This is a genomic window from Streptomyces pinistramenti (assembly GCF_020564935.1).
GTDB classification, from domain to species: Bacteria; Actinomycetota; Actinomycetes; order Streptomycetales; family Streptomycetaceae; genus Streptomyces; species Streptomyces pinistramenti.
Genome location: NZ_JAJCXB010000094.1, coordinates 1 through 15,569, shown reverse-complemented (window position 1 = coordinate 15,569; position 15,569 = coordinate 1). Strand labels below are relative to the sequence as shown.

The window sequence follows — 15,569 nt, the reverse complement described above, 5'->3', positions numbered from 1 at the left end:
ATGAGCCGGCGGCGCCCGCCGCCCCGGAGTCGGGCCCGCAGGCCGTGACTCCCAGGCTCAGCGCCGCCGCGGCGACAACGGCGGCGGCGATGCGGCGGCCGCCGCGGCCGCGGCGGGTGGCAGTGGCCGCGGCGGGTGGCAGTGGCGGTGTTCATCGGATCTCCCGTAGCTCTGTTCTCTCGTCTTGCTCCCGGACGACAACCAGCTTCGAAGACCGGGCTGGCGTTCCGCTAACAGACGACTAATGCGGCGCGGCGGCACGCCGCAACGGAGGGCTCGTCCCGAGCACGGCTCAAGGCCGCCGGGCGCCTCACGACCTCCGCGAGCAGGTCAACGGGTCGTGACATCCCCGCACTTGACGGCCGCTGCCAACGAGGCCCAGCCGTCGGCGGGGAAGATGAGCGCCGGTCCGCCGGAGTTCTTGCTGTCGCGGACGGGGACGATGCCGTGGGTCTGGGTGAGGGCGGGGGAGAGCTCGACGCAGTCCCCGCCATTGGCGTCGCTGTAGGAGGACTTGACCCACTCCGCGCGGCGTCTTCGGCGGCTTCCACGCGCCGCGCGGAACGGTGCTGTCGGCTGCTTCGGATGATGGGTACCTGCCTTACGGCCATCCGCACGCGGCATGGTTCCTGGCCTCCCAACTCGTCGTGGAGCTGCGGCGTTGCACGGTGGTCGACCTGGGGGCGGAGGTCGGATGACGGCCTCCCCGCCCCGCAGCCCCCTGAACGACATCCCCCGGAAGAGGCGGGACGGCAAGGAGTGCAGCGGACTCGCCCAGGGAATGCACCTCTTCGTATTCACATGAATGCGGTAAGTGACCTCTGGAGCGTGGATGGCGTCGAAGACTCCCCCTCGGCACGTCGCCTGCATCATGGACGGCAACGGCCGTTGGGCCAAACATCGCGGGCTCGACCGTATGCATGGCCATTTGGCGGCCAGGTCCGCCATCAATTCGGCCGTGGACAGTGCCTTGAGCGAAGGCGTCGAATGGCTGACCCTGTTCGCCTTCTCCACCGAGAACTGGTCACGTCCGGAAGAGGAAGTTCACTTCCTGGTGAATTTCCTCCCGCAACAGATGATCGGTCGTGAGGTGTCGCGTCTGCATCAGCGGGGCGTACGGATCCGGATTCTGAGCCGGGCCGACTCCCGCATCCCCGCGCCGACGATGGCCGCGCTGCGGGATGCCGAGAAACTGACGTGCGACAACAGCGCCCTGCATCTGACGCTCGCGTTCGACTACGGCGGGCGCCAGGACATCGTCGATGCCTCGCGTGCCCTGACCACACAGCAAACTCCCGACAATGAGATCACTGCCGAGACCTTCGCCCGCCATCTCTGCCGACCCGAACTCCCGGACGTCGACCTCCTCATCCGGACCGGAGGCGAACACCGGCTGTCCAACTTCCTGCTGTGGCACTGCGCCTACGCCGAACTCATTTTTCTCGACGTCCTGTGGCCGGACTTCCGCTCCGGGCATTTCCGGCACACCCTGGACCTCTACCAGCAACGCCAGCGCCGCTTCGGCGGCCTGATCCCGGAACAGCCGGGACCGGTGGACGCCGATGTCCCGTCGGACATCCCGCTCCCCATTCCCCCCGGCCACCTCACCCACACCACACCCGGCCTGTACGGCCTGCCCAGTCTGTCGGATCTGCTCAGCCTGCCCGGTGACTTCGCCGCCCACGTGGGCCTCAGTCTGCTGGACCGGCTCAAGACGGCAGGCGAACGGCGACCGGACCGGTGGTCATGACCTCATCCGGATCTCCGGCCGATGAACCGGCCCGTGCCGGCCGGGCGGTGTCCCTGCCGACGCTCCGTTCCCTGACCTCGCACGCCACGCCTTGGCGGCTCACGATGAGCGTCGCCGGCGTGCCCGAGGGCGCTCTGCGCGACGACTACACCGCCGCCGCCCGCCTGACGGCACGCAGATATCCGGCCTTCTACCCCGTCATACGTCTGCTGTTCCCCCCGGCATGGCAACCGCACTTCTATGCCCTGTCCGCCTTCGCCCTGCACGCCGACTGCCTGGTGGATGTGCCGGTGCGTGAGTGCGATCCGTCGCGGTTCCACGCCTGGGCCGGACAGGTCCGCCAGGGGCTGCTCACCGGGCAGGCCGATCAGCCGTTCCTGCGCGCCTTCCTGCACACCGTCGACGTCCGGAGTGTCGCGCACCGCGACGTGGAGGACTATCTGGTGGGCCAGGCCGAACGGCTGTGGACCACCGGCTACGCCACCGAGCAGGACCATGACGACGTCATCGACCACATCAGCATGCCGGCGGCCCGTATGCAGTGCGCCGTATGGCTCGCGGCCGCCGAGCCCGTGCCCGAGCGTCAGGTACGGCTGGTCATGGATGCCGCCCAGCGTGTGGACGATCTGGCCGACCTGGCCGCTGACCTGCGGCGCGGCTTCCTCACCATTCCCGAGGCGGACCTGCTGCGCTTTGGCGTCAGTCGCACCGACCTGGAGACCGGCCCTGACGCGTGCGGTGTGCGGGCCCTGCTCGCCCATATGCGCACCAAGGCGCGTATCGCCCTGGCGGCGGCCCGCGACGCCCTCGGAGACGCGGATGACGCGACGCAGTTCGTCTACGGGCTCGTCCTGGCGGGCTGCGAGCCGGTCATGAGCGGTGTGGAACGCCAGGGTGCGGCGCTTCCCCGTCACGGCATCATCCGGCAGGTGCGTCCCTCGCCCTCCGGCCTGCTCAACGACGCCCGGCGCGTGCTGCTCCGCCGCCTGCGCATGGCGTGGTGAACGACTCCCTGTTCCGTGCCCCTTGCCCCAACGTGCCCCGTATGCCCGTGCGGTGACGGGTCTGGCCGGGCGGTCCGGCGGAATCCTGTGCCGGGCGAGAGGGGAGGTCAGGAGAGGTGGGGCGGCTTTGCTGCCGGGCGCCCCTCCGGTCCCTGCCGGGCGTACCACTCGCGAGCCGGCATCGCGTAGATGACCTCGTCGCTCCATTCGCCGTCGAGAAATTCGTTCTCGCGCAGGTGGCCCTCGCGGCGCATTCCGAGGCGTTCCAGGAGGCGGGCCGATGCGGTGTTGCGGCCGTCCAACTCGGTCTGGATGCGGTGGAGTCGGAGGTCTTCGAAGCTGAATTGGGGGAGGGCTCGGGCGGCTTCGGTGGCGTAGCCGTGGCCGGTGTGGTCGGGGTGGAGGACGTAGCCGATGCCGCCCTGGCGGTGTGTCGTGCTGGTCAGCACGAAGGTGACGTCGCCGATCAGGTGGCCCGTTGCGCGGACCACGACGGCGAGTTGGAGGACGTCGCCGCTCGCCCGCAGGGTGGTGCGGGTCGTCTTCGTGGCGACGGATGCGCGGGAGGCCGCTGCGTCGAGCGGGCCCCGGTAGAGGTAGCGGCAGACGTCGGGCAGGGACTGGTAGGCGTGGATCGCCTCGGCGTCGTCGAGGGTGACCGGGCGCAGGTCGAGGCGTTCGGTGCGGAGGGGGTGGGCGGGGGTGCAGGGGAGTGGTGGGGGCGTGTGAGGGGTGGGCATCGGGTCGGCGTAGACAGCGCAGGTTGACAGGTGCAGCCCACTTCCCCCACCCTTTCACTACTTAATTAGTGGAATGACTAGGGGAGGGGACGCGGCCGATGGTTTTTCCGACCGGTCGGGCCTCGGGGCGCACCGCGATCGAGGCGGTCGGCCTCGGCAAGCGGTACCGCCGCCGCTGGGCGCTGCGCGACTGCACCTTCCGGCTGCCGGCCGGCCGCATCTGCGCGCTCGCCGGGCCCAACGGCGCGGGCAAGAGCACGCTGCTCTCGCTGGTCTCGGGCCTGGCCCGGCCCGCCGAAGGCGCCGTACGCGTCTTCGGCGCCGACCCCGCCGAACCGGCCGGGCGGGCCGGTATCGCGTACCTCACCCAGGGCAAGCCGCTCTATCCGCGGCTGACGGTCGCCGAGACGCTGCGGATGGGCCGCGCGCTGAACCCCGTCGGCTGGAGCCGGGAGCGCGCCGAAGGGCTCGTGCGCGAGGGGCGGGTGCCACTGGACGCCCGCGTCGGCAGCCTGTCCGGCGGGCAGCGCACCCGCGTCGCGCTCGCCGTCGCCCTGGGGAAGTGCCCCGAACTCCTGCTGCTTGACGAGCCGTTGGCCGATCTCGATCCGTTGGTGCGGCATCAGGTCGCGGCCCTGCTGATGGCCCAGGCCGCCGAGCACGGCACCACGATCGTGATGGCCTCGCACCTGCTCGCCGAGCTGGACGGGGTCTGCGACTACCTGCTGGTGCTGGGCGAGGGGCGGGTGCGTCTCGCGGGCGAGGTCGACGATGTCATCGGCGCGCACAGCCTGTTGATGGGGGAGCGGGGCGGGCCCGGCGCGGGGCTGCCGCCCCGGATCGCCGCGCACACCGTCGTCGAGGCGCAGGTCAGCGGGCGTCGGTTCGCGGCCATGGTGCGGCGGCAGGGGCCGGTCGACGGGCCGTGGGAGGCGGTCGAGCCCTCCCTGGAGGAGCTGTTGCTCGCGTATCTGCGGGCACCCGACGCGCCCGCCCTGATCGCGCCGAGCGCCGAGCCGATCCCGCGTCGCTCCCACGCGCCCGCCCGGACCGGGCGGGGCGCCGGGAGGGGGGAACCACGGCTGCGGCACAAGCCGGGCATCCCGGGAATGCCCCGCAACGGCCCGCGGCACCAGGACGGCACCGACCAGCAGCAGCACAACGGCGCGAGCGACACGAGCAGCGCGACAGACATGAGCGAGACGAGCGACATGACCGGCGTGACCGGCACAGGCAACACGAGCGACACGAGCGACACGAGTGGTCACCACGGCCACGGCGGCGGCAGTGACAACTGCGGGCGTAGGGGTAAGGGAGCGGCGGCATGAGTACGACGGCAGACCTTGGGGCGACCGGGCGCGGGCAACACGCGCAGGATGCGGACCGCGCGCCGGGAGGCGCCCCGGTGCGCGGGCTGCTGTGGCTGGTGTGGCGGCAACACCGCGTGGCGTTCGTGGTGTTGCTCGCGCTGATGGTGGCGGGCGGTGTCTACATGGCGGTGCTGCGCGGCCGGATGTCCGGCTTCCTCGACAGCCACCACATCGCGGGCTGCTCGCTGATCTCCCTCGATCCGCACTGCGCCGGCACCCAGAACGCGGTGGACGCCTTCCGCGCCTCCTACGGGTCGCAGCTCCGGCTCGCCGAGATGCTGCTGATGGCGCTGCCGTTCCTGGTCGGCATCTTCATCGGAGCGCCGCTGCTGGCCCGCGAGTTGGAGTCCGGCACCCACAAGCTCGTCCTGACGCAGTCGGTCGGCCCGCTGCGCTGGCTGGCCGCGAAGATCGCGCTGCCGGCCGCCGCCGCGGTGGTCACCTCGGCCGCGCTCGCGGCGGTGTTCATGTGGCTGTGGCAGGTCGGCGGCGAGGAGGTGTCCGGCTCCTACTGGTACTCCACGACCGCCTACGGCTCCCTCGGGCCGGTACCCGTCGCGCAGTGTCTGCTCGGTCTGGCCGTCGGCACGCTGGCGGGGCTGCTGCTGCGGCGGACGGTGGTGTCGATGGCCGTGACGCTCGGCGTGATGGGAGCCGTCAGCCTCGCGCTCCAGCAGCTGCGGCCGTACCTGATGGCGCCGACGACCGTGGTCTTCAGGGGCAACGAATCGCAGCAACTCAAGGACACCTCCTGGTTCCTGGAGCAGGGCCATCTCACCGGCACCGGATCCCGGATGCCCACCGGTCTCTGCGCGGCGGATCCCAGCTATGAGTCCTGCCTGCGCAGCCACAATGTCGTGGCGAGCTACGTCGACCAGCACCCGGTGTCGCACCACTGGCAGCTGGCCTGGACCGAGTCCGGCATCGTGCTCGTGCTGGCCGTGGTGGCGACGGTGATCGCCTTCCGGGTCATGAAGCGCCGGCACGGCTGACGGGACGGGCGCCGCCGGGCGCCCCGGACGGGCGGTGTCACCCGCCCGGACCCGCGGGGACGAGGAGGCCGGGCCGGGGACGACTGTCCCGGCCCGGCCTTCTGCCTGCCGGCTCCCGGTCCGGCCGCCTGCCGGTAGCCCCCCGCTTGCCTCGCCGCCACGTTCGCGTTACCGATCATTCAACCTCGCTTGCGAGCATCGGTGGATGCAGCCCGCTGTGCCGAACGTCCCCCACCCGCGGCTCCGTGTAGCGCCGCCTCCGTCCGACGCGCCTGAAATCGCCCAGACGCGGAAGAATGAGGACATGACCCAGCAGCCCAGCGCTCAGGCCCAGGCCAAGACCGAGAAGCAGGCGCCGGCGTCCGCCACGGCGTCGCCGCAGGTCAACGGGCCATCGGTGCAGCCGTCGGTGGGATCCATCGCGGCCCACCGCCCGAACGCGGTCGCCGGGACGGTACCGGAGCTGGAGCCCGACCTCGACTCCGACGCCGATGCGTACGTGGAGACCGGGGTGCCGGGCGCGGACGGTGAGGAGCTGCCCAGCGGCCGCTTCCTGGACCGCGAGCGCAGCTGGCTGGCGTTCAACGAACGGGTGCTTGAGCTGGCCGAGGACCCGGCCACGCCGCTCCTGGAACGGGCGAACTTCCTGGCGATCTTCGCCAGCAATCTGGACGAGTTCTTCATGGTCAGGGTCGCAGGACTCAAGCGCCGGATAGCCACCGGTGTTGCCACCCGGTCCGCGTCCGGCCTTCAGCCGCGCGAGGTCCTGGACCTGATCTGGACCCGCTCGCGCGAGCTCATGGCCCGGCACGCCGCCTGCTACCAGCAGGACGTCGCCCCCGAGCTGGCCGACCAGGGCATCCACCTCATCCGCTGGCCCGAGCTGACCGAGAAGGAGCAGGCCCGCCTGTTCACCCTCTTCCGCCAGCAGATCTTCCCGGTCCTCACGCCGCTGGCCGTGGACCCGGCGCACCCCTTCCCGTACATCTCGGGCCTGTCGCTGAACCTCGCCGTCGTCGTCCGCAACCCGGTCAGCGGCCACGACCACTTCGCGCGGGTCAAGGTGCCGCCGCTGCTCTCCCGCTTCCTGGAGGCGTCCCCGCAGCGCTACGTCCCCATCGAGGACGTCATCGCCGCGCACCTGGAGGAGCTGTTCCCGGGGATGGAGGTGCGCGCGCACCACATGTTCCGGGTCACCCGCAACGAAGACCTGGAGGTGGAGGAGGACGACGCCGAGAACCTCCTCCAGGCGCTCGAAAAGGAGCTGATGCGGCGGCGCTTCGGGCCGCCGGTCAGGCTGGAGGTCGAGGAGTCCATCGACCCGTCCGTCCTGGACCTGCTCGTGCAGGAGCTGAAGGTCTCCGAGGCCGAGGTCTACCCGCTGCCGGGACCGCTCGACCTGACCGGCCTGTTCGGCATCGGGGCGCTGGAGAGGCCCGAGCTGAAGTACCCCAAGTTCGTGGCAGGAACGCACCGTGACCTCGCCGAGGTCGAGTCGGCGTCCGCCCCCGACATCTTCGCCGCGGTGCGGGCCCGCGATGTCCTCCTGCACCATCCCTACGACTCCTTCTCCACCTCCGTGCAGGCGTTCCTGGAGCAGGCCGCCGCCGACCCCGACGTGCTCGCCATCAAGCAGACGCTCTACCGCACCTCGGGCGACTCGCCGATCGTCGACGCCCTGATAGACGCCGCGGAATCCGGCAAGCAGGTCCTCGTCCTCGTCGAGATCAAGGCCCGCTTCGACGAGCAGGCCAACATCAAGTGGGCCCGCAAGCTGGAGGAGGCCGGCTGTCACGTCGTCTACGGCCTGGTGGGTCTCAAGACGCACTCCAAGCTCTCGCTGGTCGTCCGCCAGGAAGGCGAGGTCCTGCGCCGCTACGCCCACGTCGGCACCGGCAACTACCACCCCAAGACCGCCAGGCTCTACGAAGATCTCGGGCTGCTGACCGCCGATCCGCAGGTCGGAGCCGACCTCTCCGACCTGTTCAACCGGCTCAGCGGCTATTCACGGCGGGGCACCTACCGCCGGCTCCTCGTCGCGCCCAGGTCGCTGCGGGAGGGCCTGCTCCAGCGCATCGCCAAGGAGATCGCCCACCACCGCTCCGGCCGCCCCGCCTACGTCCGCATCAAGGTCAACTCGATGGTCGACGAGGCCGTGATCGACGCGCTCTACCGCGCCTCGCAGGCCGGCGTGCCGGTGGACATCTGGGTGCGCGGCATCTGCGCGCTGCGTCCGGGAGTCGTCGGACTCAGCGAGAACATCCGGGTGCGCAGCATTCTCGGCCGCTTCCTGGAGCACTCCCGGGTCTTCGCCTTCGGCAACGGCGGCGAGCCCGAGGTGTGGCTGGGCAGCGCCGACATGATGCACCGGAATCTGGACCGCCGGATCGAGGCGCTGGTGCGGGTGAGCGACCCGGCGCACCGCGTCGCCCTCAACCGGCTGCTGGAGACCGGGACTTCGGACTCCACCTCCTCCTGGCACCTGGGCCCGGACGGCAACTGGACCCGGCATGCGGTGGACGCGGAGGGCGCGCCGCTGCGCAACGTACAGGAAATGCTCATTGACGCGCGGAGGCGCCGGCGTGGCCCAGCGACCTGACCTGCCGGCCGGGGGGCCGACCGGTCTCATCGGCATCGGCATCGGTAACGGATACGAGCCCGGCTCCGGCCACGGATACGGACCCGGCGGGGCGCCCGGCGCCCGTGCCGCGGTGGTGGACGGGCCGGGGGGCCCGCAGGACGCGGGGGGACGGCAGGAAACAGTGGGACTGTTGGGCTCAGGGGGACTACAGGGGGCCGGGGGACCGTACGGCTCGGGCGGACCGGGGCCGTACGGCGCCAGGGGGCCGCAGGAGTGCGGCGGGCCGCTCGCCCCGGGGGACGCGCTGCCCGCGCACGCCACGGCGGGCGACGTACTCGCCGCCTACCTGCACCGTCAGTCGGCGGACTTCCTGCGCAGCCTCCGCCTGCACCGCGAGAGCGGCTCCGACGCGGAGGGTGCGGAGGCGGCCGCCCGGCAGCTGCGCGCCGCCGCCCGCCGGATCAGCGCCACCCTCTACACCTTCCGCCCGCTGACCGAGGAGACCTGGGCCGACCAACTCCGCGCCGAACTGGGCTGGTTGTCCGCCACCCTGGCCCGCGAACACGCCTGTGCCAGGCGCCGCGACCGCCTGATGGCCGCCCTGCAACGCCTCACCGGCCGCCCCGAACGCGGCCCCCGCACGACCGCCCCCGAACGCACCGGGAGGACCCGCAGCACGGAGCGCAGCGACCGTATGGGGGGTGCGGGGCGTGCGGAACGGGCGGGGAGCACGGGGCACGGCGAGCGCGCCATCGGTGCCTTCGCGCCGGGCGTCCCCGCGTCGGCCCTGCCCGCGTCCGCCGGCCGGTCCACATCGCCCCCGCCTGCCTCCGCCGGCACGGCTCAGGCTGCCGATCCGGATGCCGAGAGCGTGCTGTCCGCCGGTGCCGCGCGGGCCGCCGCGCTGCTCGACCGGCAGCTCACCCTCGCCCGCACCCGCGCGCACTCCGCGGCGCTCCAGGCACTCGGCTCCGCCCGCTTCCACGCCCTCGCCGACGCCGTCGCGGTACTGGCATCCGAGGCACCGCTCGACCGGGCGGCCGCGGCAGGCCCGGCCGCCGAGACCCTCCACCCGCTCGCCGACCACGCGCACCACCAGCTGTCCGAGGCCGTCGCCGCCCTGCCGCTGGCCCGCGCCGGCCACCCGTACCCCGCCGACGCGCTCGGCGCCGAGCACCGCCAGGACACCCCCTGGCACCAGGTGCGGGCGCTGGTACGGCTCAGCCGCTACGCCCAGGAGATCGTCGCGCCCGACCGGACCGACCCCCGCCTGGCCGAGGCCGGCCGCGCCCTGGAACGCCACCGCGACGCGTCCGAGGCCGCCACGGCAGCCGCATCGGCGGCCCGCACCCCCCGCATCGCGCCCGCCACCGCCTACGCCCTGGGTGTGCTCCACGCCGACCAGCGCCACGACGTGGAAGCGGCCCGCTTCACCTTCGGCCGCCTGTGGCTGCCGGCCCCCGCCCCGGAGAGCCGGTGGAGCTGACGCAGCCATCCCGAAGGCCGCCCGAACCGGCACAGACGAGGAGCGACACGTGACGGACGACGCGAGGCACGACGTGACGGACGACGCGCGGCGCGGCGCGACGGCCGGGACGAGGCGCGGCGCGACGACCGGTGCGCGGCACGACGCGACGGCGCCGCAGAGCCCGCCGGGCCCGTCCCCGCGGCCGATCCGCGCCGCGGGCTGCGTCCTCTGGCGCCGCGCCCCGGACAGCGACGGCCCGCAGATCGCCCTCGTCCACCGGCCCAAGTACGGAGACTGGTCGCTTCCGAAAGGCAAGTTGAAGCGGGGCGAGGGATTCCGGGAAGCGGCGGTGCGCGAAACTCTGGAAGAGACCGGCATGGCCTGCGTCCCGGGGCCCCGACTCCCCTCTGTCCATTACGTGGTCGATGGCCGTCCCAAAGAAGTCCGCTACTGGGCAGCCGAGGCCATCGGGGGCAACTTCATCCCGAACCGTGAGGTGGATCGGGTGGTATGGCTGCCACCGGCCGCGGCCCGCAACTGCCTCACCCAGAACCGGGACCGGGCGTTGGTCGACGCGTTGCTGGACGCCCTTGGCGGGGCGGGGGAGACGCTGTGACGCAGACGCACAACGCTGCCGGTTGGGGCGGGCGGGCATCAGTCGGCCTGGACGAGTGGATAGCCGCAGAACTGGAAAGTGCTCCGGATCCTTCTCCGGAGCAGCCGGGGCGTCCTTGCGGCCCTGTTCGAAGGCACAGCGGCGTTTGAGGCTGCCTGAACGCCGCAACACACATCCGGAGCCCGCACACGGTTGTCCTGCCGTGTGCGGGCTCTCTGCTTCCGAAGAAGGCGCTGAGAAATAGATCAGCAAAGTCGGAGTTCCAGGCATGAGAGTCAGGCCCGGAAGCCATGAGGGCCCGCCAGCGTGAGGCCGGCGGGTCCTGTAACTGCGCACCGTTGCGAGTAGTGGCTTGTAGCCTCCGGTGCGAGTGATGCTGGCGTGGGGGTTACTTACCGTCCCCGCCCTGCGGCGACGGTTCGCGCGGAGCCTCGGGGGGCAGGGGGCCTCCGTCGTGCTTCCCGCCGTCAGCCTCCATGTCGGCCGGGTGCCGGAACGGAATGCCGCGCCAGCCTTCGGCGTCAGGCGTGCGCGTCTCGTACGTATCGACGCTCACAGCGCTCATTCACCAACCTCCTCTTTCGCAAGGGGCCATGCCGCCGTACCGTCGATGGCATGGCCCATGGGCCGCAGGGGCTTCCCCTGCGGTTGGTCACCCGTCCCGGCGCTCACCTGTCCAGGGTTCGGACGCCGGGGCGGGAGTCTTCGGGCCGCTCATGACGCTTCGACGTGCGTATGGCCGTGGTTTCGGATGTCCCGGGCAGCCGCGCATGCAGCCGTCCAGTCGTTCCGCTTGCGCGCGTAGGTCCTCTGGAGGTCCAGGGCTCCGCACACTTTGCAGCCGGGGGCCGGCTCGCCCTCCAGCAGCCAGCCGTCCAGGGGTAGTTCAATGGGCGGTTGGCTGTGCCGAATCGGGCTGGTCATGAACCCTCCGCCGTTCGCCTTGCGCGTCATCTCGGTGACGACAACGCTAGGAACAGGTGAGGCCCAACACACAGTCGATTGCACGTGATTGCACGCGGATCACCCCAGCGAGTTCATAGCCGCTGTGATCAGCGCACGAGCCTTCGGGCCGTAGACGGCCATGTCTGCCAGGGTGGAGAACGTATCCGCGTACATGGCCACTTCGCTGGGCTGCGTGACTGTGAGATAGCCGGATACCAACTCCACGTTGGCCTGCACCTTGTCGAAGATCATGAACCCTTCTACCGGCATGCGCGTTCGGCCGACCTTGGCCGGGATCACTCCCACGCTGACGTTGGGCAGTGAGCCGACCGTCAGCACGTGTTCAAGCTGCTCAACCTGTGTCTCAGTGCTGCCCAGACCGTTCCGCAGCGCCGACTCCTCAACAAGGAACGCGAAGCGGCGCTGCCCTTCGTGCAGCACACGCTGACGCTCCATGCGGACGGCTACAGCATCAGCCACGTCATCGATCAGGGCCCGCCTTCGCTGGACCGCGCGCAGGACGTCTTCTGTGTAGCCGGAGGTCTGAATGAGGCCAGGGATGAAGTTGGGCGCGTAGTTCCGGAACCAGCGGGTTCGCTCATACAGCGGTAGAACGGCTTCCTGGGCGCGGCGAAGGCCGGTGCGCTCCATGCGGTGCCACTGCAACCACATACCCTCAACAGTCCGCAGAGAGGCTATGAGGTCCAGCGCCTGGTCCTCCGCGCTGCATGCCTTGCACCAGGCCAGGATGTCGTCAGCGGATGGTGAGGTCTTGGCCGTGGCGATGCGGGACACCTTCGAGGGGTGCCAGCCGCACACCGCAGCGAGCTGTTTGCCTTCCAGGCCGGCGTCCCGGTACATCTCGCGGAGACGATCAGCAAGTACCTGCCGGGCCGCCTGGGCACTGGACGATGAGGAGACTGCCATGACTCAGCCGAGCTTGTACTCCTCGTGCGGCGTAGCTCGCTCCCACACCGCTTCGAACGCTGAACTGACCATCTCCACAACGGCGGGTTCAGTGCGCCATTCTCGATCAGTTACTTCACCGACACCGGAGAAGTAGGTGAACAGTACTGAGGTCCCGTCGAACATCCACAGGTCAGTACCAGGCAGTGGAATGTCGGCTGCGTTGCGTCGAGGCAACCAGCGGACCAACTCTCCGGCTGCCACGTTGGGGAACGTTACGTCGTACTCGTACTTGATGTAGTCCGTCACCGGCTCCGACACCACCCGCGCCCGTCGCATGATGACGCCGCGCTCGGTCGTCTCGGTCACCACGTCCAGGAAAGGGCGCCACCACGACGCCCGGTCCGCGGCAGGATCAAGGCGCTTTCCGTTCTGCCAGGCGATGAACTCAGGATCGCTGGGCTGGTAGGCGTCACGCATCTCTAGATGCACGGCGGAGCGCTGGGAATTCGCCAGGCCCTCAAGTACGGGGTTCTTCAACGGTGCTGTCCTCCGAGCGTGGAATGTACTGACGCATGACCTTGGGCAACCGGGTGATCGTCTCGTGGTCCGGGACGGCCGTGGAGTGGCCGGGGATTGAGCCGATCTCTTGGCACGCTTTGACCTCCGCCTCCGTGGCCTTGTAGGACTGGATCAATAGATCCCCGGTGTCCTCGTCCAACCAGATGGTCGGAGAATCGACGTCGGGTGTGTTCGGGATGATCCCGAGGAAACGCAGCTTCACGTCTTACCCCTCCGTGGGCCGATGTGATTGCGCTCGATTGCACGACCATCACCCTGTCGAGGCAGGCCGTCAAGAGCGCATGGGCGCCAATCGGAACCAGCGCAGGAACGCCAACTGCCCCTGTGGCCTTCCTCGGCAGGGGCAGCCACAGGGGCAGCGCACGCCCTGCTCGCTGGCTGGGGCGCTCAGCCTCGCTGTGCCGCGCGGCCAGCTACTGGTCACGCGCGGTTTCGGAGAGGTCGGCCAGTACCTGTTGGCCTATCTCTCGTAAGCGAGGGTGGATCGCGCTCCGATGACAACACGGAAGCCGCAGCTGCCTATCGCCGGTTTCTGACCCTTGCCCATCGCTTGAGCAAGCAACTGGATATGTCAGGGGGCCTGCCATCACCGCTCGGCTCTGCATTTCTGCAAATCAAAGAGATCAACGAAATTTCAGGTTCACTGACCGATGGAAATTACCGTACATCGAGGCGAGAATGGAAGATTCGGCAATCCTTGCTTCGCACGTTGAAGACCTGTTCCCGTACGACGGAAGCGGATTGCACGACCTGATTGACCATTGCTTGATGTGGGCCGACGTAGCAGAGAACAATGGCGAGGCGGAGGGGCCGACGTCTGGGACTGGGGACTCGTAAACTGCCCTTGCGGCTGACGGCCGCAGGGCGGCATCAGCGCTATTCGGCGGGTGGTTTGGCCAACTGCCTCAGCAGGTCCCAGCCTTCCGGCTTGCATTCCGGATCGGACCACGGTTCCCCCTGCCCTACCCGGTAGCCGCGAAGCTCACGCACGCCTTGCAAAAGGGTGTCGTGCAGGCCGAACTCCGATCCGCAGGCGGAGCAGATGTCATTGTCAGGGGTTCCGTTCGCCCATCGGGGCCCGTCATCGATGTATCCGCAGATGCGGCACGTGTATTCAGCTTCGTCGTGATTTTCCATCTCTGCCTTCTACGGAGACTGGTCGCTTCCGAAAGGCAAGTTGAAGCGGGGCGAGGGATTCCGGGAAGCGGCGGTGCGCGAAACTCTGGAAGAGACCGGCATGGCCTGCGTCCCGGGGCCCCGACTCCCCTCTGTCCATTACGTGGTCGACGGTCGGCCCAAAGAAGTCCGCTACTGGGCAGCCGAGGCCATCGGGGGCAACTTCATCCCGAACCGTGAGGTGGATCGGGTGGTATGGCTGCCACCGGCCGCGGCCCGCAACTGCCTCACCCAGAACCGGGACCGGGCGTTGGTCGACGCGTTGCTGGACGCCCTTGGCGGGGCGGGGGAGACGCTGTGACGTGGGCGGGGCCGCCTCGTTGCGGGCGGTGCTCAGCCCGCCGGCCCTGCGTCGAACGGCATTCCCCGCCACTGCTCGATGGACGGTTTCAGTGCCTCCACGAGCAGGGGCAGCTGCGGGGCGAGGGCGAGGCAGGCCACCGTTCGGCACCTGCCCACGGCGTTGATGAAGCGGAGTACGCGGGCGTCCAGTTGCCGTAGGCCCCGGAGTTGTGCGGCGGAGTTGTATGCGGCCTCGCATGCGGGGCCCAGGGCTGCCAGGTCCCATTCGACCGGGCCGAGGGTGGCCAGTTCGAAGTCGGCGTACAGCGCGCCGTTCGTGGCGGCGACGATGTTGACCGCGGGGGCGTCGCCGTGGAGCGGCTGGAGGTCGATTCCGGGGAATGCCGCCTCGAATGCGGCGCGGGAGCGGACGACGGGTTCCAGGATTTCCCATTCGCGTCGGGCGCGGTCGAGATCGGCCGGGTCGACGAGGTCGGGACGGTATGCGAGAGCCGCGAGTCCTTCCGTGGTGAACCGCGGTTCGGCCGTGGAGAGGAACGGCAGGTCGCCCGGGTAGGCGCGCAGTGCGGCGTGCAGGTCCGCCACCAGGCGGGAGTTGTGCACGTAATCGGGCTCGACGGTGGTGTCCTGCTCGACGAACTGCCAGAAGGTCATCGAAAAGCCGTCGCGCTGTACGGGTTCCTGCGGCACGAGCGGGCTCGGCGGGATCACCGGGATGCTCTGTTCCGCGAGCCAGCTCACGACGGCCAGCTCCGTCCGCTGCTGTGCCGCCCGGGTGTCGAGTCCTGCGTACGTGGGCAGGACGGTGGGCACCCGGACCACGACGGGGGACGGGGCGAGGTGCACGACGACGGAGAACACGTCGTGGAGGACGGCCGGGTCGGTCACCGTGAGCCCGAGGCCGCGGCCCGCGGCGACGGCCGCTTCGAGCGCGCGTGAGGTGCGGGCGGCAAGCCGGCCGGGCGTCATGAATTCGGGCGTCATGAATTCGGCGTCGTGGACTCGGGTGTCGTGGGTCCTGGCATGGGGGCGATCGTGCCAGGGGAGGCCGCAGGGTGCTACGTAATTGACAGGCGCTGAGGGCGGGTTGAGGGCAGAACGCGAAGTGGGGCGCCCCCCCGGGCGGGGGCCCGCCA

General features: G+C 70.1%; 14 protein-coding genes and 2 pseudogenes. 8 read left to right on the top strand and 8 right to left on the bottom strand.

The features are described 5' to 3' along the window. Positions 1-330 precede the first annotated feature (330 nt). Positions 331-624, bottom strand: coding sequence for a DUF397 domain-containing protein (locus LIU39_RS33320; RefSeq protein ID WP_308409447.1), 294 nt, complete (start codon positions 622-624; stop codon positions 331-333). Between the two features lie 208 nt (positions 625-832). Here LIU39_RS33320 and uppS point away from each other — a divergent pair, with 208 nt between their 5' ends. Both uppS and LIU39_RS33310 read left to right on the top strand, forming a co-directional pair. Beyond that, positions 833-1,750 carry a polyprenyl diphosphate synthase gene (gene uppS, locus LIU39_RS33315; protein WP_227050702.1) on the top strand — a complete coding sequence of 306 codons (918 nt, stop codon included), beginning with the start codon at positions 833-835 and terminating at the stop codon, positions 1,748-1,750. Beyond that, positions 1,747-2,754 (top strand): squalene/phytoene synthase family protein, encoded by a 1,008-nt coding sequence (locus tag LIU39_RS33310; RefSeq protein WP_227050701.1) that lies wholly within the window; start codon positions 1,747-1,749, stop codon positions 2,752-2,754. Before uppS ends, LIU39_RS33310 begins: the two co-directional genes overlap by 4 nt. 107 nt (positions 2,755-2,861) lie before the next feature. On the opposite strand, the gene LIU39_RS33305 is transcribed toward LIU39_RS33310, so the two are convergent. Further along, positions 2,862-3,494, bottom strand: coding sequence for a GNAT family N-acetyltransferase (locus LIU39_RS33305; protein WP_227050700.1), 633 nt, complete (start codon positions 3,492-3,494; stop codon positions 2,862-2,864). A gap of 98 nt (positions 3,495-3,592) precedes the next feature. On the opposite strand from LIU39_RS33305, the pseudogene LIU39_RS33300 reads away from it, so the two are divergent. The 5 genes and pseudogenes from LIU39_RS33300 to LIU39_RS33280 form a co-directional block, all read left to right on the top strand. Beyond that, a pseudogene (locus LIU39_RS33300) lies at positions 3,593-4,543 on the top strand (ATP-binding cassette domain-containing protein); the annotation flags it as partial. Positions 4,544-4,818: 275 nt separating this feature from the next. After that, positions 4,819-5,856 carry an ABC-2 membrane transporter-related protein gene (locus LIU39_RS33295; RefSeq protein ID WP_227050699.1) on the top strand — a complete coding sequence of 346 codons (1,038 nt, stop codon included), beginning with the start codon at positions 4,819-4,821 and terminating at the stop codon, positions 5,854-5,856. Positions 5,857-6,160: 304 nt separating this feature from the next. Further along, positions 6,161-8,455 (top strand): RNA degradosome polyphosphate kinase, encoded by a 2,295-nt coding sequence (locus tag LIU39_RS33290; RefSeq protein ID WP_308409446.1) that lies wholly within the window; start codon positions 6,161-6,163, stop codon positions 8,453-8,455. After that, complete coding sequence (locus LIU39_RS33285) at positions 8,367-9,923, top strand: CHAD domain-containing protein (protein WP_264483531.1); 1,557 nt, start codon at positions 8,367-8,369, stop codon at positions 9,921-9,923. The genes LIU39_RS33290 and LIU39_RS33285 overlap by 89 nt, the downstream gene beginning before the upstream one ends. A 187-nt stretch (positions 9,924-10,110) precedes the next feature. After that, on the top strand, positions 10,111-10,521 hold the full coding sequence (locus LIU39_RS33280; protein WP_227050703.1) for an NUDIX hydrolase: 411 nt from the start codon (positions 10,111-10,113) through the stop codon (positions 10,519-10,521). Positions 10,522-10,909: 388 nt separating this feature from the next. Here the strand turns inward: LIU39_RS33280 and LIU39_RS33275 are convergent, their stop codons facing one another. The 5 genes from LIU39_RS33275 to LIU39_RS33255 form a co-directional block, all read right to left on the bottom strand. After that, positions 10,910-11,086, bottom strand: coding sequence for a hypothetical protein (locus LIU39_RS33275; RefSeq protein WP_227050696.1), 177 nt, complete (start codon positions 11,084-11,086; stop codon positions 10,910-10,912). A 458-nt stretch (positions 11,087-11,544) separates the two neighbouring features. Further along, the gene (locus LIU39_RS33270) at positions 11,545-12,393 is read right to left on the bottom strand and encodes a helix-turn-helix domain-containing protein (RefSeq protein ID WP_227050695.1); all 849 of its coding nucleotides are present in this window, start codon (positions 12,391-12,393) and stop codon (positions 11,545-11,547) included. 3 nt (positions 12,394-12,396) lie between these two features. Then, positions 12,397-12,912, bottom strand: coding sequence for a DUF6879 family protein (locus LIU39_RS33265; protein WP_227050693.1), 516 nt, complete (start codon positions 12,910-12,912; stop codon positions 12,397-12,399). Then, the gene (locus tag LIU39_RS33260; protein ID WP_227050692.1) at positions 12,893-13,156 is read right to left on the bottom strand and encodes a hypothetical protein; all 264 of its coding nucleotides are present in this window, start codon (positions 13,154-13,156) and stop codon (positions 12,893-12,895) included. Before LIU39_RS33260 ends, LIU39_RS33265 begins: the two co-directional genes overlap by 20 nt. 674 nt (positions 13,157-13,830) lie before the next feature. Next, positions 13,831-14,091 (bottom strand): hypothetical protein, encoded by a 261-nt coding sequence (locus LIU39_RS33255; RefSeq protein ID WP_227050691.1) that lies wholly within the window; start codon positions 14,089-14,091, stop codon positions 13,831-13,833. A gap of 10 nt (positions 14,092-14,101) precedes the next feature. Between LIU39_RS33255 and LIU39_RS33250 the strand changes: the two are divergent. Then, positions 14,102-14,431 (top strand): annotated as a pseudogene (locus LIU39_RS33250) (NUDIX hydrolase); the annotation flags it as partial. Positions 14,432-14,463: 32 nt separating this feature from the next. On the opposite strand, the gene LIU39_RS33245 reads toward LIU39_RS33250, so the two are convergent. After that, on the bottom strand, positions 14,464-15,417 hold the full coding sequence (locus tag LIU39_RS33245; RefSeq protein WP_227050690.1) for a phosphotransferase: 954 nt from the start codon (positions 15,415-15,417) through the stop codon (positions 14,464-14,466). Positions 15,418-15,569: the final 152 nt, after the last annotated feature.